Genomic DNA, 22991 nt, shown 5'->3' with positions numbered 1-22991 from the left:
ATTTTAACCCCCTGATCTTATAACAACGTAACTTCGATTTTTTCTGCATCTTGTCTGCGCAGGCAGAGCGTGTAGTCGCGAACTTGGATCGCGATCGGACCGCCGAACGGTGCACATCTTACTACTTTCACTTCCGTACCTTTTGTCAAACCCATGCTCAAAAGGCGTGTCTTGATCGCACAGTCATTCATGACCTGTATCCGTGCCGCAAATCCCGGCTTTACATCGCGTAATGTAACCATTCTATATATCCCTCGATTCTGCCAACTGTTTGGCTTTTGCGTTTATTGATAACGCTTATCAATTACTTTGTTCATTATACCGACTTTGAAACTCATTGTCAATAGGATTGATTCTCATTTTTCCTCTTTTTTCATATTTCGACAAAAAAAGAGCAGGTCAGCCGTTTGCTGCCTGCCCGTTTTTCTTATGTTCAGCCGAGGATCGCGCTTGCGCCTTGGAGCGTCTGTTTTGCCTCTTCGACCAATCTGTCCATGATGACCTGCATCGGTTCGATCGCCGTGATCGGAAGAAGCGACTGACCTGCCTGGATCATACCGTTTTCCATATCGCCGTCGACTGCGGCAAGTTTGTTCGTGCCTGTTGCCATTTTGATAAGTTCTTCTTTCGGCGTCTGGCCTGCACATTCGAGTTCAACGTATTTGAGCGAGAACGGATTTTTGAGACCGCGTACGCCGTGACCCATCGTCTGACCTGTTACGATAGAGTCTGTGTCGGTCGCTTCGATGAGTTTCTGTTTGAACGCAGGGTGAACACCACATTCTTCTGCTACGAGGAAGCGCGTACCGATCTGCACGCCTGCCGCGCCCATGAGGAGAGCCGCCGCCACGCCGCGGCCGTCTGCGATACCGCCCGCAATGATAACAGGAATATTAACGGAAGGAATGACCTGCGTCATCTGTGCCATCGTCGTGATGGTACCGATATGACCGCCCGCTTCCATGCCTTCTACGATGAGTGCATCTGCGCCTGCCGCTTCGACACGTTTCGCCAATTTTACGTTCGGTACGACAGGGATCGTTACGATGCCTGCTTCTTTGAACTTCGCCAAAAACGGTACCGGATTGCCTGCGCCAAGCGTTACGAAGGCAGGTTTTTCTTCGCAGATGACGTCAACGATCTCGTCTTTGTTTGCCGCCATGAGCTGTACGTTCACGCCGAACGGGCCGTCTGTGAGCGTTTTTGCCTTACGAATCTCGTCGCGCACGTATTCAGCCGTACGACCGCCCGCCGCGATGATACCTGCACCGCCTGCGTTCGTCACTGCCGCCGCGAGTACTGCATCGGAGATCCATGCCATCGCGCCTTGAATGATCGGGTATTTTATCGGAAGAATGTCCATTAATCTTGTTTTCATATCTGATATCCCCTTTCGGAATTAATGTTACTTTATAAGTATTCTTTCTTTCTTGCGATTTTCCTTCTGCACGAAAAAGAAAATCACATCGTCTTTTCTAAGTTTTCTCAAAAACCGTCCTTTACATTCGCATAGATTCAAGCTATAATTATTCATTATGTCTATCCAAGCGATTCGGATAACATTACCAGCAAGTATAAAGGAGCCTTTCGCAAAATGAGAATGAATACGAAACACATGGTCTGCGATTTCTACGATTGCACATTTGATTTGCTCAATGACCCCGACTTCTTGCGTCGCAGTCTGCAAGCCGCATTGAGAGAGGGCGACCTCAACCAACTTGATAACTTAGAACATCGCATGAATCCGAGCGGTTTGATCTTCCTCGTGATCGCGGAAGGTACGCATCTGTCGCTTCATACATATCCCGAGCTCGGTTACGCGGCGGCCGATATCTTCACGACGGACAGCCATTGCTCGCCCGATAAAATTATGAACGCGCTCAAAAAATCGCTTCGTTCCGATAAGATGAAAGCGACGAACATCAAGCGCGGTGACTTCGGCTCGATCGCCGATATGAAGCCGAAAACGAAAACGTCCCAGACACCGCTCAGCCGTGTAAAAACGCTCGGCGCAAAGGTGACGAAGATGATCAAAAAGAAAAAGAAAAAACGCAAATAAGACATATAAAAGCCCTGTTCCTTTGAACAGGGCTTTTGTTATGCTGTTTTACGCTTCGTAGCCGTTTATGAGGACTTCGGCTTCTCCGCTGTGCGGATGGACGATGAGCCCGTGTACGGCAACGTCTTTGGGGATAAGCGGGTTGGCTTTGATCTTATGTACGGCGTCGAGGACGTTTTCGGCAGGATGCTCGAAGCTGTCTGTCCAATGTTCGAGTTCACCTTTTATCATGGCGATGGCATCGGGTGAGATACCGCGTTCGGTCATCTTTTCGATGAGGCTTTGCGATGTCGAGTGCATCATGCCGCAGTCTTCGTGACCGATGACGAATATTTCTTTGACACCGAGTTCGAAGATGCAGACCAAGAGGCTGCGTATCGTTTCGGAGAATACACCTGTGATGGAGTTGCCTGCCGTTTTTATCATCTTGGCTTCGCCGCGGCCGATGCCGAGCGCAGGCTCCAAGAAGTCAACGAGGCGCGTGTCCATACACGTGATGATGGCGATCTGACGTTTGGGGTACTTACATACTTGTTTCGTCGGACAAGCATATTCCTGCGGCAAATGTTTCATAAATTCATGGTTCGCCGTAAGCATCTGTTCTAATACTGTCATAATATGATCTCCTCATAAGAAAAGGCAGTCCCTTCGAACTGCCTTTCGTTATTCTTATTCTTTCGGTTTCATCTGCGGGAAGAAGAGTACGTCGCGGATCGACGAGCTGTCCGTAAGGAACATGACAAGACGGTCGATACCGATACCAAGACCACCCGTCGGCGGAAGGCCGTATTCGAGTGCCGTTACATAGTCGCTGTCCATGAGATGTGCTTCGTCGTCGCCTGCTTCACGCTGTTTGACCTGATCGAGGAAACGACCTTTCTGATCGACAGGGTCATTAAGCTCGGAGAAGCCGTTAGCAAGCTCGCGGCCGTATACGAACGCTTCGAAACGTTCTGTGATCATCGGGTTTTCCGGGCTGCGTTTTGCAAGCGGGGAAATTTCTACCGGGTGACCCGTGATGAATGTCGGCTGGATGAGCGTTTCTTCTACTTTTTCTTCGAATGCACGGTTGAGGATACCGCCGATGCCGTCGCCCGGCTGATATTCTACGTGGATGCTTTTTGCCGCTTCACGCGCTTCTTCTACTGTCCGGAATGCAAGGAAGTCGATGCCCGTTGCTTCTTTGACAGCGTCGTTCATGGAGATGCGTTTCCACGGAGCTTTGAGTTCGATCTCAGTACCTTCGTACGTGATCTTCGTCGTACCGAGAACGCGCTCTGCGATGCCGGATACGAGGTACTCGGTAAGTTCCATGACTGTTTCGTAGTTGCCGTATGCCTGATAGAGCTCCATGAGCGTGAATTCAGGGTTGTGGCGGATGTCGATACCTTCGTTGCGGAATACTTTTGCAAGCTCGTAGATCTTTTCAAAACCACCGACGATGAGGCGTTTCAAATAGAGTTCCGGTGCGATACGCATATAAAGATCGATGTTGAGTGCGTTGTGGTGCGTGATGAACGGTCTAGCCGCCGCACCGCCCGGGATGGAGTGCATCATCGGAGTTTCTACTTCGAGGAATCCGCGATCGTCTAAAAGAGAGCGCATCGTATGAAGGATCTGGCTGCGCAGACGGAATGTTTTTTGTACTTCGGGGTTGACGATGAGGTCAACATAACGCTGACGGTAACGTGTGTCAACGTCTTTGAGTCCGTGCCATTTTTCCGGGAGCGGACGAAGCGATTTCGAGAGAAGCTCGAACGCCGTTACTTTGACGCTGATCTCGCCGCGATGCGTGCGGAATACGATGCCTGTGATACCGATGATGTCACCGATATCGAGCATACGGAAATGTTCGTACATTTCTTCGCCGAGCACATCCTGACGGAAGTATACCTGAATCTTGCCTTCTGCGTCCATGATATGGCCGAAGCTGGCTTTACCGTGACCGCGGATCGCCATCAAGCGGCCTGCGATACGGACTTCTTTTTCTTCTTCTTCGTTAAAGTCGCGAATGATCTCTGCTGTGTGGTGTGTAAAGTCGAATCTTTTGCCGAACGGTTCACGACCTTGTGCGCGAATCGCATCGAGTTTGTCAAATCGAATTTTGATCAGCTCGTTCATATCCTGCTGAGTCTGTTCAACGATCTGTTCGTTTTTCATCTTGCTTCCTCCACTCTTGCTGTGATTATTGCTGTTTGATTTCCAATACTTCGTATTTGAGCGTACCTGCCGGAACGACAACGTCTACGATATCGCCTACGCTGTGACCGAGGACTGCTTTGCCTACCGGAGATTCGTCGGAGATGCGGCCTTCCATCGGGTCTGCTTCTGCCGAGCCGACGATCGCATATTCGAGTTCTTCATCGAATTCGATGTCTTTGAGAACGACGGTGCAGCCGATGACGACTTTGTCCGTACCCTGACCTTCTTCGATGATCTTCGCATTGCGAAGCATATTTTCGATCGTCATGATCTCGCCTTCGATGAACGCCTGTTCATTTTTGGCATCTTCGTATTCCGAGTTTTCGCTGATATCGCCAAACGAGATCGCTTGTTTTATACGTTCGGACACTTCCGTTCTGCGAACGGTCTTCAAGTGTTCCAGTTTTTCTTCGAGTTTTTTGAGGCCTTCTTCAGTCAACATGACTTGCTTTTCAGTCATTGATTATTCTCCCTTTTTCTTGCAAATTGAATGGATCACCGTAACCAAAAAAGAAAACGCATCCTTCATAACAGCATAATAGTGTCAAGTTTCCTTGACACCACGCATCGTCTATGAAGAAATCCGTCTTCGGTACGATATTATTCTATATTATATGCGCAGAAGGGGCGTTTGTCAATCGAATTTGCCCTGCGCCCGCACCTTTTTTTGGCAATATCGAGATGCCCAGACCCCTTGCCAGCTCTGCTGTTTCCGCGAGTGTACGTGCAGTGATATGATCGTATCTTTCGCGCGAAAAATGCCCTGCCAAAAGGGCACATTCAACGATCGTAGCCGAGATGCACTGCCCGCCCGCAAGGCAGTCCGCTTCTTGCACGAGCTCGCCAAGCGTTATGATGCGGTCTGCCTTTCGCGCACCGACGATAGCGGCGATGCCTTCTGTCTGCCACAGGCATCTTGCCAAACGACAAAGCGCGTTCTCGCTTCTGCCGACGAGAGTAAGAAACCGCACACGCTTTGCAAGATAGGCGGCAACTGCCCTGCCGAGCGTACTGTCTGCTCCATCGAACGCGATCCGCGCTCGCACGCAGTCGGTTTCGCTCATGATGCGCTCCAGTCGAAGCGAAGCAGAGAGGATACTGCCATCCGCAAGCGGATGCACAAGAGAGCGCGCGATATCCTGCCGTACGGTTTTATCGGCGATGACAGTGCAGACGATGCCCTGCCTCTCGGCTTCTTGCAGGCGAAGGACAGCTCTCTCTCGTCCGCGTGCGCTCGTGATATCGCGATACACCTCTAGCCGTCCTTTTATCCCGCATACTGTAATATCTCGGCACCGAGCAGGAAGATACGCACCGATACGACAAGCAAGCCATTTCGGCAATCGTGTATGTTCTTTTATGACGAGAAATTCTGCCACGCACCTTCCTCCTATCCGAGCGGTACCAGCTGTGGTGTGATACCGGTTCTGGCGAGCCACAAGTTATGAGAAGTACGCACAGACGAGCCTGACAGCGCAACGAGTACGGCCTCCATCACATTCGTACCGAACGAGCGCCCGCCGAGGATCGGCGTCGTGGTGACAAGAAGTCTTGCCCCGCTTTTTTTAAGAAACGCTCGGTCTTCTTCGGTCGTCGTATTCGTGACGATGATCTTGCCGTCAAGACGGTCGGGCATATAACGATGGATATAGTGGTAGTCGCCTGCGATGATGTCGGCTTCGTCGAAATATCGCGTAAAGCGCGGTCTGCGCATCGTTTGCGCACGCCCGATCGGGTAGAGCGTCTGTATCGGACAACGCGTGATGACAGGCAACAGCCATGCGGCAAGGCGGCGAAGCACAGACAGCTGACGCACAGGCATCGGCAGACCAAGCCCGTAGATAAGATCACCGCAGACAAGGTGCGCACCGCAAATATCGAACGCTTCTGCCATACCGTAGCGGTCGGTCGCCGATAATAGGAGGACACGCCTGCCTTTGAGCGAGCCGAGCATACGTTCGAGCCGCAGAACAGCGTCACGTTCGAGCGTATTCTTGAGTGAAGAGCCGTCGCAAACGGGCGAGCGTGTTGCCATGCGGGCGAGCGATTCTGCCTGACGAAACGGATATCGTTTCCCTGCGATCGTCAGGTAGCGGTCGATCCCGCCAAGACCGATAGCATCGGCACGCCCGTCAAGCCTTCGTATCCAGTTTTTCGCCTTGCGGATATCGCCGTCTGTCCCGATACGGACGATGCGCACCATCTCTCCGCAGACACGTATGCGAATACGATGGTTGCGCGTCGATGAACCAAGACTGACGCTGACGACTTCTTTCATGCATATCGCCTCCCATGCGCCTTTTCCTCGCGCACGGGTAGCGTTCCCACCGCGCTCTATGTTTATGTACCGTATGACGATATCAGAACAAAAAGACCGACTGCCGCTCCATATGAAATCGTCACGCCCTTAGCTCGGACAGACATTCGCCTCTGCCAAACAAAAAGACGACCGTCCGAGATCTCTCTCGCGGTCGCCTTGTCTTATCTTGTTATTCTTCGAGTTTTCCTTGTTCGAGCGCGTCGATGAGGCGCAAAAATTCGCTTTTCGTTTCTGCACGGTTGATCTTCATGCGGAACTGTGCCGAGGACGGCAGTCCTTTCGTATACCATGCCGCGTGCTTGCGCATCTCTCTGAGCCCGATGAAGTCGCCTTTCTGTGCCATCTGAAGATCAAGGTGACGGCGTATCATCGCGCACCGTTCGGCAAGCGTCGGGCGCGGGAGAAGCTCGCCAGTCCGATAGTAGTGGTTCATCTCGCGGAATATCCACGGGTTGCCTTCGCTGGCGCGTCCTATCATGACGGCGTGGCAGCCTGTCTTGTCCATCATGCGTTTCGCATCTTCGGGGCGGCGAATGTCACCGTTGCCGATAACGGGGATAGAAACGGCTTCGACCACGTCGGCAATGACAGAGAGGTCACAGCTTCCGCTGTAATACTGCTCGCGCGTACGGCCGTGTACCGCGACGGCACTGACACCTGCCTGTTCTGCAAGCTTGGCGATCTCGACGGCATTGACGTGAGCTTCATCCCAGCCTTTGCGGAACTTGACGGTCACGGGCAGTTTGACGGCGTCGACGACGGCACGCATGACATCGTACGCCAGTTTGGGATCTTTCATCAGAGCAGACCCGTCGCCGCCTTTGACGACCTTGGGCGCAGGACAGCCCATATTGATGTCGATGATATCTGCCATGCCTGTATCCTCGACCATCTGCGCCGCCTTGTACATAAAGGCAGGATCACTGCCGAAAAGCTGGATCGCCGCAGGACGCTCCGCAGGTGATGTATAAAGCATATCGGAGGTATGTTCGTTTCCGTAGACAAGTCCCTTCGCGCTGACCATCTCGGTATAGACGAGCGCACAGCCCATCTCTTTGGCAAGAAGTCTGCTCGACGCATCGGTGACGCCTGCCATCGGTGCGAGGATGAACGGATTGTCGAGTGTGATATTGCCGATCTTCATCTTACATATTCCGTTCACAGATCAGTCTGAGGCCTTCGAGCGTAAGGAACGGTTCAACGGCATCAATGGTGGACGATACTTCTGCGATGAGGTTCGCAAGACCGCCCGTTGCGATGACTTTGGCTTCACCGCCGAGTTCTTCTTTCATACGACGTACGATCTCGTCGATCTGACCTGCCGCACCGTAGATGATGCCCGACTGCATGCTCGTTACCGTGTTGCGGCAGATGACGCTTTTCGGACGTTTGAGCTCGATACGCGGAAGCTTCGATGTGCGCTGGAACAGTGCTTCGCTCGAGATACCGATACCCGGGGCGATGGCACCGCCGAGGTAGTCGCCTTTTTCGGTAAGCGCACAGAATGTCGTTGCCGTACCGAAGTCGATGATGATGAGCGGACCGCCGTATTTGTGGTATGCGGCAACCGCGTTGACGATACGGTCTGCGCCGACTTCACGCGGATTTTCGTATTTGATGCAAATGCCCGTTTTCGTGCCGGGGCCTACGACGAGCGGTTTGATATGGAAATAGCGTTCGCACATTTTGCTGAACGGCACGATGAGCGACGGTACGACGGACGAAATGATGATGGCTTCAACGTCTTTGAACTGAAGCTGATGGAATTGAAAGAGGTTGTTGATGAGCATACCGTATTCGTCACCCGTTCTCAGACGGTCTGTCGAGATGCGCCAATGACGTTTCAATTCTTTATTTTCATAAGTACCGAGTACGATGTTCGAGTTCCCAATGTCAACGACTAATAACATAGCTAGACCTCCATATATTTAATGTTCTTGCGGGCGAATCGAAACGTCGCCTGCCAGTACTGTTTTGATCTCTGTTTCTGTTTGGACGAGAAGCGAGCCGTCTTCGTCAAGGTCGATGGCCACGCCTTCGTACGTTTCGTCGGGGGCAATGACGCGCACAGCCTGTCCGAGCGTGACGGAATACTGTTTCCACTCATCAAGGATAGGCACAAAACCTTCTCTGAGCATCTCTTCATAGATGCGCTCTGTTTCGCTGCACACAGCATCGAGAAGCATAAGTCTGTCGAACGGACGACCGAGCTCTGCTTCGACCGAGGTCGCGATAGACTGCAATTCGCACGGAAATTCCTCACGGCGAATGTTGACGTTGATGCCGATCCCGCAGACGATATATTTCACACCGTCCATGTCGGCACTCATCTCTGTCAGGATACCGACGAGCTTTTTCCCGCTTACAAGAATGTCGTTCGGCCACTTGATACCGCAGTCGATGCCTGTCACGTTACGGATCGCCTTCGCTACGGCGAGCGCCGCAAGAAGCGTGCATTTCGAGGCTTCTGTCGGTGCGATGCTTGGACGCAGGACGAGCGTGAACCACAGCCCGCCGCCTTTCGGTGACAAAAACGAGCGCGCGAGTCTGCCGCGGCCGCCGTGCTGCTCATTGGCAATGACGAGCGTACCGTCGGGGCATCCTTCTCTCGCCAATCGCTTGGCTTCGTTATTCGTGGAGCCGATCTCCTCATAGCAGTAGACTTGACTGCCGATGCGCTTGGTCGTAAGAGCCTGTGATATCGTTTCTGCTGTCAAGTGTGCTGAGCGCATACCGATCCCTCCGTTTTGTTTGCTGTATTGCGTTCATACTATACCATATTTACGGTTTACGGGCAACCGTTCGCAGAAAAAACCCTTCTTGCACAGTCTTATCAAAACAGAAAAGACTGCTTCCACAGATGTGAAAGCAGTCTTGTTTTCTTATTTGAACATGACTTCGATCGAGCCGATGACATCACCGCGATGGTTTTTGAGAACAGGCGGGAACTGTGCTTCAAGTTGTGCGTATTCTTCGTCCGTGAGCCAGTTCATGGCTTTGAGCGAGCCGAGTACGACAGGATTGATCGCGCGGTACGAGCCGTCTTCGATCTTGAACGTGAGGCCTACGCCTTCTTCGAGGTTTGCAAGGCAGTATACGGCTTCTGCGCCGACTTTTGCAAGGATACGGCCTTTCGTGATCTCCATGATAGCCGTGTCGATGCGTTTCGAGCCTGCTACAGCAAACGGCTGATTGACCATGGCATCACGGATCTTGCGTGCGCCTTCTTCGTATTCGCCCCAGTTGCCTTCTTCGGGTTTGGCAAGACGAGCGTATGCGTATGCCATATGATCGAGCGGAAGGTAAAAGACAGGTACGCCGCAGCCGTCAATACCGATCTCGAGTTCTTCCGGTTTCATATCGGATGCGTATGCGACTGCTTTATGCATCTCTTTCTGTGCGGGATGTTCCGGCGAGATGTAGCCCGGTGTCGGCACGCCCATGAGTTGGCAGAGTGCGAGCATACCCGAATGTTTGCCCGAGCACTGGTTATGGATAGCAGTCGGTTTGATGCCTGCCGCCGTCAATTTTGCCGCCGCTTTGCCGTAGGACGGACGCATGACGCCGCACTCGAGTGCATCTTCGGTCACGCCGATCTTTTCAAAGATAGAGCGAGCGAGTTCTACGTGTTTTTCTTCGCCGTTATGCGAGGAGATCAAAAATGCCAATTCTTCTTCGGTGATGCCATACTGTTCGACACCGCCGCCGCGTACGAACGGAAGTGCCTGGAACGGTTTTGCCGCACTGCGCCAGAACATCGGCTTTTTCGCATCGCCGACGGAGTAGACGATCTCGCCTTTCGTATTGACGGCTACGATATCGCCGCGATGAACGCTTTCTACTTTGCCTGCGCGTGTGTAATGCAATAATACTTCACTCATGGTTATGCCTCCTGTTATGTGCGTTTTTTCATTCAGATAGTAAGAAAAGCGCTCTCTGCGCTTCTCTTACTCGTTATCAATAGACGATCTTCGGACCGTCTTTTTCTTCTTTCGGTTCTTCTTTGTCGAGCGTACGGATATCGGGCTCTGCTTCTTCGCTCGGCTGTTCCTGCGCCTCTTCGGCAGGTGCCTCTAGCGTCTGCTCTGCTTGCGGAGCTTTTGTCTGCACGGGAGCTTCTTCGGCTTCTGCCGTTTCTTCGGCAGGTGCCTCTTTCGATGCGACGACAGCTTCTTCCTGCGGTGCGATCGTTTCTTCGGCTTTTGCTTCGGCAGGTTCTTCGATAATTTCCGCATCCTGAATGACGGGCGGGATGATGGCAGGTGTGTCATCATCGTCTTGTTTCGGCTCGTCTTTCGGCTCATCTTGTTTCGGAGCATCGACAACGCCGTATTCCATCAAGTTTTTGAGCTGGTCGGCTTCGAGCGTTTCGTATTTGAGAAGTGCCTGTGCGATAAGCTCGAGTTTGTCACCGTTATCGACGAGCATCTGACGACACTCGGCATATGCTTCTTCGATGATGGCACGTACTTCTTTATCGATGGCAGATGCGACTTCTTCGCCGTAGTTGCGGTCGTGCGAGATGTCACGGCCTAAAAATACCTGCTGACTCGTCGGACGACCGAAGGTGATGGGGCCGAGCGTGTCGCTCATGCCATATTCGGTGATCATCTGACGAACGAGTGCACTGGCACGCTGAAGGTCGTTCTGTGCGCCTGTACTGATCTCTTTCAAGACGACTTCTTCTGCTACGCGACCGCCGAGAAGCGTGCGGAGCTGTTCAAGAAGCTCGGTGCGTGTTGCATAGTAGCGGTCTTCTTTCGGGAGCATGAGCGTGTATCCGCCCGCTCTTCCGCGCGGAATGATAGATACCTTGTGAACGGGATCGGTATGTCTTTGGAGAAGGCCGATGAGCGTGTGGCCTGCTTCGTGATATGCCGTCAGGCGGCGTTCGCGTTCGCTGATAACACGGCTCTTGCGTTCGGGGCCTGCCACGACACGTTCGATGGATTCTTCAAGCTCTGCCATGCCGATGACTTTTTTGTTGCGGCGAGCCGTAAGGAGTGCCGCTTCGTTGACGAGGTTCGACAGGTCTGCACCTGTGAAGCCCGGCGTTCTGCGCGCAAGGACATCGACTTTGACACCCGAATCAATGGGTTTGCCTTTCGTATGAACGCGAAGGATGGCTTCACGTCCTTTGACGTCGGGGCGATCGACGACGATCTGTCTGTCGAAACGACCGGGACGGAGAAGTGCGGGGTCTAAGATATCGGGGCGGTTCGTTGCCGCGATGATGATGATGCCTTCATTCGCCGCAAAACCGTCCATCTCTACGAGAAGCTGGTTGAGCGTCTGTTCACGTTCATCGTGACCGCCGCCAAGACCTGCACCGCGCTGACGGCCGACTGCATCGATCTCGTCGATGAATACGATACAAGGTGCGCTCTTTTTCGCCTGTTCAAAGAGGTCACGTACACGCGAAGCACCGACACCGACGAACATCTCAACGAAGTCCGAACCGCTGATGGTGAAGAACGGTACACCCGCTTCGCCTGCAACGGCTTTCGCGAGAAGCGTTTTACCGGTACCCGGCGGGCCCATGAGGAGTACGCCTTTCGGGATACGTGCGCCGAGGTCGTTGAATTTTTTCGGATGCTTGAGGAACTCGACGACTTCTTCAAGTTCTTGTTTCGCTTCGTCTGCACCTGCGACATTTTTGAACGTCACTTTGACCTTGTCATCGCTGTGGAGCTTTGCACGGCTTTTGCCGAACGACATCACACGGGAACCGCCGCCCTGCGACTGCTGCATGATGAAGAACCATACACCGATGAGAAGCAGGATCGGAAGGATCGACGACAAGACGGTCGCCCACCACGGCGGCGTCGGCGGAAGTTCCGCTTTGATCTCTACACCGTGCTGACGGAGCGCGCCGATGAGCGTCGGGTCTTCGGGCACGACTGTCTGGAATTCGGTACCGTCTTTGAGCGTACCGCGGAGGGTATTCTCAACGATGGTGACCTTGCTGATATTGCCTGCAGTGAGGTCAGACAACAGCTGTGTATACGTCGTTTCTTTCGTTTGGTCTGTTTCGCTCGAATAAAAATCAATAAGCGATACTGCTACGATGATGAGCAGTAAGTATACGCCGATATTACGGAAAAATTTACTCAATCACTCGTCCTCCTTGATAAACAATACATAGTCTTTAACTAGTCTATTATACCACGATTCCCTTTGTTATACAACGTCGTATCTTTCTTATTATTTTTCGTAGACACTGCGTTTCAAGATGCCGAGGTACGGAAGATTGCGATATTTTTCCGCATAGTCAAGACCGTAGCCGACAACGAATTCGTTCGGGATCTCGAAGCCGACATATTTGACGGGGAGGTCTACTTTGCGGCGTTCGGGCTTGTTCATGAGCGTGCAGAGCTGAATGCTGGCAGGCTTGCGCTCGTTGAGGTTTTTGATGAGGTAGCTGAGCGTCTGACCCGAGTCGATGATGTCTTCAATGATGAGGACGTGCTTGCCCGTAATGGAGCTGTCGAGGTCTTTCAAGATGCGGACGATACCGCTCGAATCTGCCTGCATACCATAGCTCGATACTGCCATAAAGTCGATCTGTACGGGACGTTCGATGGCACGGATAAGGTCTGCCATGAATACAACGGCACCGCGCAGGATACCGATGGCGAATATTTCTTTATCCGCGTAGTCGCGTGTGATCTGTGCGCCGAGCTCGGCAACTTTGTCTTTGAGCATCTCTTCTGTCAATAATACTTCCTGAATATCGTTATGCATCGTTTTGTATCTCCTTTTCGCTTGTTAAGCATAAATATTGTTTCGTCTGTTCATCGGGCTGTGCGATATGCGCCGTGCGGATACCGACGACCCACAAGATATTGTCGTCCGCATCGCATACGAGCGGAATACTGTCACGCTCCGATACCGCAATTTTACAATCTATCAGCTCTTTTTTCAACTTCTTTTTCCCTGTTTTACCGCGCGCAGCAATGATGTCGCCGTCTTTGCGGCTGCGCACATGAAGCGGAAAGGCGACCTTGTCCGCATCGAAGTATACAGAATCTCGTCTGTCCATCGTATCCGTCAGCTCGGCACGCACTGTGATGCCGACCGCCTCCAATACAGTCGCCTCGCCGAGCGGGAGCGGCCGCTTGTCTATCTTGACGGTATGCGCTTCTTCTCCACGCGAAAATATCGCCTCATCATACGTAGTGGTGAGATAGCCTTCGCCTCTGATAGGACATCGACTGCCTGCATGGGCGCACGCTATCATATCACGCAGTCTGTCGCAATGCGCAAGCGACAGTCCGCCCACGCGACCGAGAACAGCCGACACGCACTTTCGCACGAGCCTCCTTTGCAAGGCAAGCGGTGCTTCGCAAAACGGCTTTCGTGCCACGATGATACGTCCGCTGTCTGTGCGAACGATGCGCGCCCACCATTCGTCCGTCGCCTGCGCAAGAAAGTCCTCATCTGCCTGCATGACGCTTGCGAGCCGACAGAGGCTCTCTACGATCTGCGGTTGGTACGATGCCAGCTCGGGCAAGAGTACGCGGCGCACGCGATTGCGCAGGTACGTGATGTCGCTGTTCGTTTCGTCCTCACACGGCACGATATCGTGTGCACGCGCGTACGCTTCGATCTCCTGCTTGTCGAATGACAGAAGCGGTCTGACGAGATCGCCGCTGACGATGCGCATACCGCCAAGGCCTGTCGTACCCGACCCGCGCAAGAGATGCAGAAGCACCGTTTCTGCTTGGTCACCAGCATGATGCGCGAGCACGATATACGCACCGCCTAGTTTTTTGGCATATCGGCGAAGCACGCCGTAGCGGAGGTTGCGTGCCGCTTCTTCGGGCGATTCGCCCATCTCTCGCACGCGCTCCCATACATCGACGCGCTCGGTATAGCACGGTACGCCCCACGTTTCGCAGAGCGTTTCGACATAGCGAGCATCGTCGGCAGATACGTCGCGCATCGCATGGTCTACGTGACAGACAAAGAGGTCGCGTCCCATCTCGTCACGCATATCTGTCAGCAGATGCAGAAGGACGAGCGAATCGACACCACCGCTGACTGCAAGGACGAGCGGTCTGTTCGGCTCGATACCGAGGAGCGTTCGTTTTACCGTATCGCGCATCTTACTTCCCTTCCTTAACGTAAATGAAAAGAGCAGACAATGCGGTCTGCTCCCTGTTCTTTTTCCGTACTATTCTATTTTTCTCTCCTGTTCTCCTGCCTATCCGATGCGCGAAACCGTTTTTATCTTTACGGCGATGACCGTCATATCGTCACGGAGCGTACGCCCCGACAGCCGCATCGCCATTTCTAAGAGATGCTCGGCGAGTGATTGCGGACTTTTTCCCGAGAACAGCCTGATGCGGCTTCTGACCCATGATTCTTTCGTATGACCATTCGGCAACCTCTCTTCGGGAATATCTATCGCGCCATCGCTCATCATCACGATATAGTCGCCGTTTTCGAGCGGGATGCGGATCGGCTGACCGCTGACTTCTGCCATCGCACCGAGCGGGAGCGTATCGTCTTTTACGACGAGGACTTCCGACTGCCGTTTGATGAAGGCAGGCGGTGCACCGATCTTGATAAAATCAGCCTCACCTGTATATTTGTTGATAATAAGGACATCGGCTGTGGGGAATCGCTCACGCTCTGTGCGCAATAGCAGAAGCGAATTGACCGTCTTGACAGCCATTTGCGCATCGAATCCCGACAAGAGAAGTTCTTTTAAAAGTGATATCGCTTCCGTACTGTCGCCCGATGCTTCTTTTCCGCAGCCCATACCGTCGCTCAAAAGGATCGCTGTCCGACCTTGCGGTAATGTTATCATCTCGCATGTATCGCCCGACGGCTCATCAGTCGCCATACCGACACCGACCATGCCTGTTAATAGCTGTACGCGCTCTTGTGTGACGAAAAAAAGCCGACAACGACGCATCCCGTTCTGCGCACCGCAAATGACGCTCATACGAAGCGATGAGGCGAGTACACGCTCCAAAAACGGCAAAAGGCGCACCTCACACATCCGACACCCTCCGCAAGAAGGGCAGACGATCTCGAGCCGTGACATCTCGCCGACAGCACCGATCGTCATCTCCTCCGCCCGACAGCCCCACGCAGAGAGGCGTCTTGCTATCTTGTCCGCCTTTTCTTTGCTCGCCTCTTGTTTCGGCTTCAGACCTTCTTCCATCTGCTCGAATATCAAAGCGACAGAGCTCATCTGTTCGGCGAGAAGTGACTGCTGCAGTCCGCATTGCGCACGCCAATACCGCGTCTTCTCCCCTTCGCGCATAGTGCGCTCTAAAGACGAAGCGATCTCCTTCGCTGACGGGCACCGCTTGTCGAACGAAGGCTCGCTTCCGCCGTCGGCAAGGCTGAGCACCTCCTGCGACACGGCAAAAAAATCGTCCTCCCAGCACGCTTTATGCTTGTCGCACCGACTGCATGCCGCCTCTTCGACGGCCGATAAGATCGATGCCGTCTGTGACTCGCAATCGACTTCCGTCAGTCTGCCGCCCTTCTCCTGCCAGACAGAAGCCATATGGCCAAACAACGTCTTCATCGCCGTCACCTTATCGCGCGCCTCTTTAAGCTTATCTTCCGCCCGCTCGACGACTGCCACATCGGCCAGATAGTCACCAAGCTCTGTCAAATATCGTTTTGGTATGAACAAAAACAGCCCGGCACCGACAGCGGCTTCTGCCATCATATACCACAGCCCACCGTACGGGTCGAAGCAGACGAGCATCCCGCAAAGCCCTGCGAGGAATCCGCCCGCCACACCGACCTTACCGCAGTCTTTCAGCGCACAGCCCGCAAGACCTGCCATCGCATATTCCGCCATCGTCCTTGACACATTGCCGTCCCCGATGCCGATGGCGAACCCAAGCCCGATACACGACGCGAGCGCGATACCGAGTTCCGTCACTGAGATGAGCACGAGCGACAGCATACTGCCTGCGACCATACACACCCCGTACGACAGCCACATCAGATCGCCGATCCCCGCCACCGCCAGCGCAAGCATCGCCGCCATCGCCAAGAACCCCTCCTGCACTTGCCGAACAGACAGCACCGCACTGTCCTTGCGGAAAAAGACGCGGAACCCGCAGAGAAACAAGCTCACAGACAACATCGTAAGCACGGCAGACATCAGTACCAAGAGGCACGCATAAAGGCTCGTCCCGACAACAAGCGTTTGTACCCAACCGACAACGAGCTGCGCTCCGAAACAAAAGAGCGGTACCCGCACGAACGGTCGGCGAACGCCCCAGCCGATATACCCGCGCCAGACGAAAAACGCACAGATCAGAAGCATCAGCACATCATAAGCCGAATGACTTGACAGTGCACCGATCGTAATACCGACAAGCGCACCGATCGACAAGCGCGGAGAAAAGACGAGCACCGCACCGAAAAAAGCTAATCCAAACGGCATGCTCGCGCCGATGATCGACATCCGACCAAGACAGACAGCGACCGCGCCGAACACCGCCATAAAAAAAAGTCGCCTGCGCCTTGTCCTCACCGCACCGAGCCATTCTGTCCACAGCGCACCGACCCGCCTCCATCGCTCGACCCGAACGTTCATTGGCATCTCCTCTGTCCTACGTTTCATCGTCCATTCCTCCATCATCTGCTATTTTCTCTCATTGTAAAAAAGCCAAGCTGCTTTTTTTGTCCGATAGAGGAACGCCAACCCGTTTTTTTGCGACAGAAGATATGTCCTTGCGCGCACCGCACGTTCATTTCACCGTATTCTCCCTTTTTGCGCATAAAAAAAGAAGCCTACCCGAGTAGACTTCTCTCATGTTTATGGAATCAGTCGTTCCATCTCGTGCCGCCGCCACGGCCGCCACGTTTGGAATCCGTATTTTTCTTCAGGTCTGCCAATCGTTCATCGCTGTCTTTGAGGAACTTGCTCAAACGATCTTCGAACGAAGGTGCGTTGTTGAAACGATTCTGACGTTTATGGTCGTTATTGAACGTTTTTCTCGGTGCCGGTGCTTCTTTCGGCGGAGCAGGCGGTTTCAATGCTTTGATCGAAAGACCGATCTTGCCGCGCTCATCCACGCTCAATACTTTTACTTTTACTTTGTCTTGTTCTTTCAAGAAATCTTTCACATCGCGAACGTAAACGTCTGCTACTTCCGAGATATGAACGAGGCCGACTTTGCCGCCCTCCAATTCGACGAATGCTCCAAAATTGGTAATTCCGGTTACAACGCCTTCAACTACACTGCCAACTTCAATGGACATACGTTTTCCATTTCCTCCTTGATATATGTATCATAGATTTTATCCTTATTATACGCTTGCCGTTAAAACAGTGTCAAGAAAATCAGTTCGTTTTTTTGTATCGCGAAATGAACGGGATCTCGCCTTCCTTGACAAGTCCGAGCTCTTCTCGTGCGATCTGCTCGATATGACCTCTGTCCTGAAGCTGTTCACATTCTTCATGAAGCCTTTGCTGGACAGCTTTTTCCTCTTCGATCCGCTTGAGCACTTCTTCATGTTCGCTGTTTGCCGTATAAATGGTGATAGACTGCGAAACGACCATGATCAGCATATAGCCGATAATGAGAACGGCTGCGATCGGGAACCAGTATGCACCGGCCGATTTTTTTGCTGCCTGCAATTTTTCTTGTATTTCTTTGGGCATCTTGATCTTCTTTATGACTTTTTTCTGTTTGCGCACGCTGTTTCACCACCGATCATGCTTGTTACCTTCTTTCTGTTCAACAGAGATCGGTTTTTTCCTGCACGTTTTTTCAGCTTTTCTCGTCAGGAGGCGATTTTCGCATCACAGCAAACCGTCCGAGAAGCCACCGCACCATACTGTCTGCGATGCGCATGCACCACCGAAGAGGCGCACAGAGCACAGTGAGGATGCGCCATGCTCGGCGGCAGACGGTCTGCACCGCACACGCACACCACAGCCACAGCCGTATGATGCGGTCACCGACGAGCCTCCGATAGACGAGGTAGCCGACGACGAGTGCCAAAAAAACGTACGAGCGCATATCACCGCCGTTCAAAAAGACCATCAGCACACATACAAATGCAGCGAGCACGCACCAGAGCAGACAATCGAGCACGGCGACGACCTTACGGTCTTTTCGTATCGCCGTCTGCCATGCACGATAGCCGTCCGCGCCGATCCCGACGAGCACACCGAAAAGACTGCATACGGCAAAGATGGTCCCTTGTTCTTCCCATCCCATATCGCGTGTGCTTATTTCAGAAAGCGCGTAAGCAGACCTTTTCTCTGCGTTTCTTTTTCATCATAGACGAGTGCGCGTATAAATCCCTCTACAACGACGTTGCCTGCTTCGAGATCGAGTTGTTTGATGTTCATGCCTTCACCTTGTACGGCAAGTATTCCGTCCGTCGTTTCCATGCGGATCTCTTTCTCGTCATAGCTTCCAAGACTATGCACACCGTCTACCGAAAGATTTTCGCGCTCCGTCAGCGCGAGCCGATGCTGCCAAGTCGTGTTTTTTTCCGATGCCATCTTGACTCCCCCTTTGCTTTCCCTACACGATATGCAAAGGGCGCGTGATTCATTCCCACCGCTTCGTAACGGTCGTATTCGGATAATAATGTTTCACGATATCCTCGGCAGACGAGCCCGCGTTTGCCATATGGTGCGCGCCCCATTGCGACATACCGACACCGTGTCCAAAGCCGCGTCCCGCAAAATGCGCTCCGCGTGCATCGACGGTGATATCGTCGAGCATCGTTGATTTTAGCTTCGTCGAATCGAGTGCGATGCGAAGCTCGGGCGCACTCACAGCAAGCTTGCCGTTGATGAGCAGTTTCGTCGCGCGGCCGCTCGGACCGTAGCTCGTTATCATGACAGAATTGACTTTCTCCGCATCATGTCCGAGCGACTGCATGGCGCGTTTCATCTCGTCATGCGTAAAGGTGACTTCCCACTTTTGTACATCGGCAGGCGCATCTTCGTCGGGTGACAAGACAGACTGTATATACGCAAGCGGACCTTTCGTATAACCAAGCCCTTCTTCCGCAGTCGCCGTCTTACCGCCCGCCGAAGCGCAGAACCATGCCATGACAGGCGCGTCTTCGTACTCGATCACCTGTCCGCGTGTCATCTGCACCGCCTGCTCGACAGCGTCGTTCACTGCTTCTGCCCGATACGCCTGAAACTCGCGGATATCGGTCGACGCATCGGCACCATGCCCCGCGAGCTTTCCTTCCGCCATCTTGGCAAGCGTGTATGTGCGCGCTACGATAGCCTGCGCCTTGAGTGCTTCCTGCGGCCAGTCGTTTTTCATCTCGCCCGCCACGACGCCTTCGAGATACTGTTCCAGCTTCATCGGTTTAACGGTATCTTCTTCGTGAAAGTAAACGCTGATCTCCGGCTCACCCTGCGCTATCTCTTCTCCGCATCCTGCGGCAAGCATCAGGCAAACTATGACAAGACAAAAGAGCAGTTTTTTCATCGCAGACCCTCCTTTTCATCTAGTCTGCCCGCCCGCGCATCTTTCCATACGAAAAAGAACGCTCTCACCAACGAGGACGTTCTTTCTGCCGTACGGTATGCGATGTCAAGTAGTCGTGCAGATGCTCGAACAGAAGCCCCAAGAAAAACCACGCGGGCGCGTAGTCGAGCCGTATCAAGCCGTCGATATCGTATGATGCAAAGCTGTAATCCCACGGACAGACGCCGAGATAACTGCGCAGAAGGTATCCGCACACATACTCGACAGCGAAGATAAATCCTGTCCAGACAAGACCGCGTACGAGGACAGGGTGCGCGCGGATACGCTCGTGTACGCCTTCCGACACAAGGCCGAAGAAGCCGTATATCGGGAGCATCCACAGATACGTCGTCGCAGTAAGGCTTACATCGCCTGCTATCATCGAGTATGCGCCTGTCCAGAATACTTCGATGAGAAGGCCGACACCGCCGTATAATAGTAGTCTGTTCATACCGTTATTGTCACCGATGCGCTTGTCTTTATGCGATGCGAATAGTGGCAATCATTAGCAGAATACATAGACATAAGCACGCGCTCGTCTTTACTGCGCGCTCTTTTTATACGCCTCGGCTTTTCGCACGATGCACCACCGCACAAACAAAAAAGCAGATGCCGCGAAAGCACCTGCTTTTATCAGCCATCGACTTTTTGTTCGAGCTGTTCGGTATTCCATTCTTCCAAGTATCTGACGATCTGTGCGGCAGCATACGGTTTGCGGAGCGCACGTGCACGAGCACGCATCGCACCGTGTCTTTCGCTGTCGGTGAGGAGCGCGAGTGCTTCGCCTGCGATATGTTCGCCGTCTTTGACCCAGACTGCGGCACCTTTCCCTTCGAGGAATCGTGCATTGTCGATCTCTTGTCCCGGTATCGGGTCGAACAGTATCATCGGAAGCTCCATCGTGAGTGCCTCCGAGATGGTAAGTGCGCCCGGCTTCGTGATGAGAAGCTGTGAGCTTGCCATCAGTTCGGGGATACGGTCGGTATATTCATAGATGCGTATCGAGTGATGCGAGCGAAGGCTGAATTTCTCCAGCTTGCGGCGCAGTTTTTTGTTGCGGCCTGCGATAACGACGATACGGAGCGAACGCGCGATCTGCTCTAAGCTGTGGAGCGATTCCTGCACACCGCCCATACCAAGCCCTCCGCCCATGATAAGAATGTTGGGCAGTTGTCTGCCGTCTTTGACCTTCGCTTCACCGCGGTCATATTCGCTGAACGACGGGAGCACGGGGATGCCTGTTACGGCAACACGCTTGCGCGAAACACCTTTGGCGACCATCGCCATGAGCATATCGGCACTGCCGATGAAATATAAGTCGACTTCATCGAATATCCACATCTGATGTACGGCGAAGTCGGTGATAACGCCTGTCAAAACGATGTTCGGATACTGTGTTTTTTTGAGATATGCGACTGCCGAGCACGGGAACGGATGCGTACAGATGACGATATCGGGACGATGCTTATCGAGAAGCTCTTTCATATTCCGTTTCATCGCACGTGCCATGATGCCCTGCATCGAAAATCTGCGTGCCGATTTTGTCCAGCGATAGAGCACATCGTACATATTCGGCGTTAAGTGGAGCATCTGAAGATAGCTTTCTTTGATCAAACGATTGAGGTAATAGCCGTCCGCCATAAAATCGACTGTTTCAACGACGGCTTCGGGATACCGACGACGCACCTGCATGGCGATCGCCTGCGCGGCCTTCGTATGGCCTGTCCCGATCGAGGCGGAAATGATAAGTATTCTGCTTCTTGCCAGTTCCATACGAGCTCCCTTCCTTTCGTTTGCATTTGACCGCATAGGTCATCAGTATTATCATACTACATTTGACTTATTTTGTTAAGAAGTTATTGGCAAATCATTTTTCGGTTGCGTCCTTTTCTTGGCAATATTATACTGAATAGTGTGGCTCGCGCACATCTTTCTATTTCTTGCCATAGTATGCCCGCCCGCTTTCTTCCTAATACGGGCAAAAGGCAGCCGCACGACTGCATCTACCACCTACGAAAGGAATCTTTTTTTGATATGAGTTATTTTTCTGTTGTATCGGTGCAGATCATCATCTTCCTCGTCTACGCGACGATCGGTATCATCGCACGCAAAACGAATATCCTCCATGAGCAGAGCCTCGATATGCTCGCTCGGTTCATCATCAAGATATCGCTTCCCATCATGATATTCATGTATACGATAAACGGCGCAACGAAAGAAACGTTTCTCTCCGCGCTTCCCATCCTGCCTGCGACGGCTTGCCTCTATGTCTTTCTTGCCACGCTCGCATTCGTCCTGTCGCGCGTATTTCGCCTCTCGGGCAACGAGCGCAACGTCTACCGCGCCTGTGTCATGTTCGGCAACATCGGCTTCATGGGCATCCCCATCATCTGCGCCGTATTCCCCGAACACGGTATGCTCTACGTGGGGCTGTTTACGATCATCGACCAGTTCCTCCAATGGACGGTCGGCGTTAATCTGACGACACCGATCGAAGGCGGTGCACCGCCTCTTCGAACACGCCTTATGAAGATGGTCAACCCGTCTACCGTCGGCATCGTGCTGGCACTCGTTGCCATCTTCGCCGAAGTGCGTATCCCCGAGCCTGTAAATGGCGCGCTGATGACAGTCGGCTCTATCACGACACCGCTCGCGCTCATCTATCTCGGTGCGCTCTTCTCGGGGCTGAAGATATCCGCATCGGTGCAGCGCATCGAATTCTACGGCAGTATCCTCTGCAAGATGTGCCTGTTCCCGATATTCTTCTGTCAATTGCTTCGCTGGTGGAACCTCCCCGAGGATATGATCATCACGCTCTGTATCCTCTCCTCCATGCCGACGATGGTCGCACTTGCCATGCTCGCCAAAACACAGCGCTCTGCAGGCGACTATGCCGCCGCCATGATATTCGTCGCCACGC

The 22991-nt window shown here is 52.9% G+C and carries 24 protein-coding genes; 2 read left to right on the top strand and 22 right to left on the bottom strand.

What is annotated here, in order from left to right; translation table 11 throughout:
- Window positions 1-17 precede the first annotated feature (17 nt).
- Together IJN28_08985 and IJN28_08980 are read right to left on the bottom strand one after the other, a co-directional pair.
- Window positions 18-242 carry a ferrous iron transport protein A gene (locus tag IJN28_08985; protein ID MBQ6713900.1) on the bottom strand — a complete coding sequence of 75 codons (225 nt, stop codon included), beginning with the start codon at window positions 240-242 and terminating at the stop codon, window positions 18-20.
- A 191-nt stretch (window positions 243-433) separates the two neighbouring features.
- A complete protein-coding gene (locus IJN28_08980; protein ID MBQ6713899.1) occupies window positions 434-1378 on the bottom strand; it encodes a nitronate monooxygenase in 945 nt (314 codons plus the stop codon).
- Window positions 1379-1594: 216 nt separating this feature from the next.
- Between IJN28_08980 and speD the strand changes: the two genes are divergently transcribed.
- Window positions 1595-2059: an adenosylmethionine decarboxylase gene (gene speD, locus IJN28_08975; GenBank protein MBQ6713898.1), complete on the top strand. Its 465-nt coding sequence runs from the start codon at window positions 1595-1597 to the stop codon at window positions 2057-2059.
- A 48-nt stretch (window positions 2060-2107) separates the two neighbouring features.
- Here the strand turns inward: speD and IJN28_08970 are convergent, their stop codons facing one another.
- From IJN28_08970 to IJN28_08875, 20 genes are all read right to left on the bottom strand, one after another.
- On the bottom strand, window positions 2108-2674 hold the full coding sequence (locus IJN28_08970) for a carbonic anhydrase (protein ID MBQ6713897.1): 567 nt from the start codon (window positions 2672-2674) through the stop codon (window positions 2108-2110).
- A gap of 54 nt (window positions 2675-2728) precedes the next feature.
- On the bottom strand, window positions 2729-4219 hold the full coding sequence (lysS, locus tag IJN28_08965; GenBank protein ID MBQ6713896.1) for a lysine--tRNA ligase: 1491 nt from the start codon (window positions 4217-4219) through the stop codon (window positions 2729-2731).
- Window positions 4220-4244: 25 nt separating this feature from the next.
- On the bottom strand, window positions 4245-4721 hold the full coding sequence (greA, locus tag IJN28_08960) for a transcription elongation factor GreA (GenBank protein ID MBQ6713895.1): 477 nt from the start codon (window positions 4719-4721) through the stop codon (window positions 4245-4247).
- 145 nt (window positions 4722-4866) lie between these two features.
- Entirely contained in the window at window positions 4867-5640 is a 774-nt protein-coding gene (locus IJN28_08955; protein ID MBQ6713894.1) for a hypothetical protein, read from the bottom strand.
- 11 nt (window positions 5641-5651) lie between these two features.
- Entirely contained in the window at window positions 5652-6539 is an 888-nt protein-coding gene (locus IJN28_08950; GenBank protein MBQ6713893.1) for a quinate 5-dehydrogenase, read from the bottom strand.
- A gap of 211 nt (window positions 6540-6750) precedes the next feature.
- Window positions 6751-7725 (bottom strand): tRNA dihydrouridine synthase DusB, encoded by a 975-nt coding sequence (gene dusB / locus IJN28_08945; protein MBQ6713892.1) that lies wholly within the window; start codon window positions 7723-7725, stop codon window positions 6751-6753.
- Window position 7726: 1 nt separating this feature from the next.
- On the bottom strand, window positions 7727-8491 hold the full coding sequence (locus tag IJN28_08940; protein ID MBQ6713891.1) for a type III pantothenate kinase: 765 nt from the start codon (window positions 8489-8491) through the stop codon (window positions 7727-7729).
- Between the two features lie 18 nt (window positions 8492-8509).
- On the bottom strand, window positions 8510-9313 hold the full coding sequence (locus tag IJN28_08935) for a biotin--[acetyl-CoA-carboxylase] ligase (protein ID MBQ6713890.1): 804 nt from the start codon (window positions 9311-9313) through the stop codon (window positions 8510-8512).
- A gap of 150 nt (window positions 9314-9463) precedes the next feature.
- Window positions 9464-10462, bottom strand: a complete 999-nt coding sequence (locus IJN28_08930; protein MBQ6713889.1) for an asparaginase — start codon at window positions 10460-10462, stop codon at window positions 9464-9466.
- Window positions 10463-10538: 76 nt separating this feature from the next.
- Window positions 10539-12695 (bottom strand): ATP-dependent zinc metalloprotease FtsH, encoded by a 2157-nt coding sequence (gene ftsH / locus IJN28_08925; GenBank protein ID MBQ6713888.1) that lies wholly within the window; start codon window positions 12693-12695, stop codon window positions 10539-10541.
- Between the two features lie 90 nt (window positions 12696-12785).
- Window positions 12786-13325 carry a hypoxanthine phosphoribosyltransferase gene (gene hpt / locus IJN28_08920; protein ID MBQ6713887.1) on the bottom strand — a complete coding sequence of 180 codons (540 nt, stop codon included), beginning with the start codon at window positions 13323-13325 and terminating at the stop codon, window positions 12786-12788.
- Window positions 13318-14688 carry a tRNA lysidine(34) synthetase TilS gene (gene tilS / locus IJN28_08915; GenBank protein MBQ6713886.1) on the bottom strand — a complete coding sequence of 457 codons (1371 nt, stop codon included), beginning with the start codon at window positions 14686-14688 and terminating at the stop codon, window positions 13318-13320. The genes hpt and tilS overlap by 8 nt, the downstream gene beginning before the upstream one ends.
- 99 nt (window positions 14689-14787) lie before the next feature.
- Window positions 14788-17184: a SpoIIE family protein phosphatase gene (locus IJN28_08910; GenBank protein ID MBQ6713885.1), complete on the bottom strand. Its 2397-nt coding sequence runs from the start codon at window positions 17182-17184 to the stop codon at window positions 14788-14790.
- A gap of 203 nt (window positions 17185-17387) precedes the next feature.
- Window positions 17388-17825: an RNA-binding protein S1 gene (locus tag IJN28_08905; protein ID MBQ6713884.1), complete on the bottom strand. Its 438-nt coding sequence runs from the start codon at window positions 17823-17825 to the stop codon at window positions 17388-17390.
- 82 nt (window positions 17826-17907) lie between these two features.
- The gene (locus IJN28_08900) at window positions 17908-18264 is read right to left on the bottom strand and encodes a septum formation initiator family protein (GenBank protein ID MBQ6713883.1); all 357 of its coding nucleotides are present in this window, start codon (window positions 18262-18264) and stop codon (window positions 17908-17910) included.
- 73 nt (window positions 18265-18337) lie between these two features.
- Window positions 18338-18790 (bottom strand): spore cortex biosynthesis protein YabQ, encoded by a 453-nt coding sequence (locus IJN28_08895; protein MBQ6713882.1) that lies wholly within the window; start codon window positions 18788-18790, stop codon window positions 18338-18340.
- A gap of 11 nt (window positions 18791-18801) precedes the next feature.
- Window positions 18802-19080, bottom strand: a complete 279-nt coding sequence (locus IJN28_08890) for a YabP/YqfC family sporulation protein (GenBank protein ID MBQ6713881.1) — start codon at window positions 19078-19080, stop codon at window positions 18802-18804.
- Window positions 19081-19129: 49 nt separating this feature from the next.
- Complete coding sequence (locus IJN28_08885) at window positions 19130-20032, bottom strand: SpoIID/LytB domain-containing protein (protein MBQ6713880.1); 903 nt, start codon at window positions 20030-20032, stop codon at window positions 19130-19132.
- 64 nt (window positions 20033-20096) lie between these two features.
- The gene (locus tag IJN28_08880; GenBank protein MBQ6713879.1) at window positions 20097-20522 is read right to left on the bottom strand and encodes a hypothetical protein; all 426 of its coding nucleotides are present in this window, start codon (window positions 20520-20522) and stop codon (window positions 20097-20099) included.
- 182 nt (window positions 20523-20704) lie between these two features.
- Window positions 20705-21844: a UDP-N-acetylglucosamine--LPS N-acetylglucosamine transferase gene (locus IJN28_08875; GenBank protein ID MBQ6713878.1), complete on the bottom strand. Its 1140-nt coding sequence runs from the start codon at window positions 21842-21844 to the stop codon at window positions 20705-20707.
- 261 nt (window positions 21845-22105) lie between these two features.
- Here IJN28_08875 and IJN28_08870 point away from each other — a divergent pair.
- A partial coding sequence (locus tag IJN28_08870; GenBank protein ID MBQ6713877.1) for an AEC family transporter occupies window positions 22106-22991 on the top strand: 886 nt, incomplete at its 3' end.

The organism is Selenomonadales bacterium, from assembly GCA_017442105.1.
In the GTDB taxonomy this organism is placed as follows: domain Bacteria; phylum Bacillota; class Negativicutes; order RGIG982; family RGIG982; genus RGIG982.
This window is presented reverse-complemented; position numbering and strand designations above follow the sequence as displayed.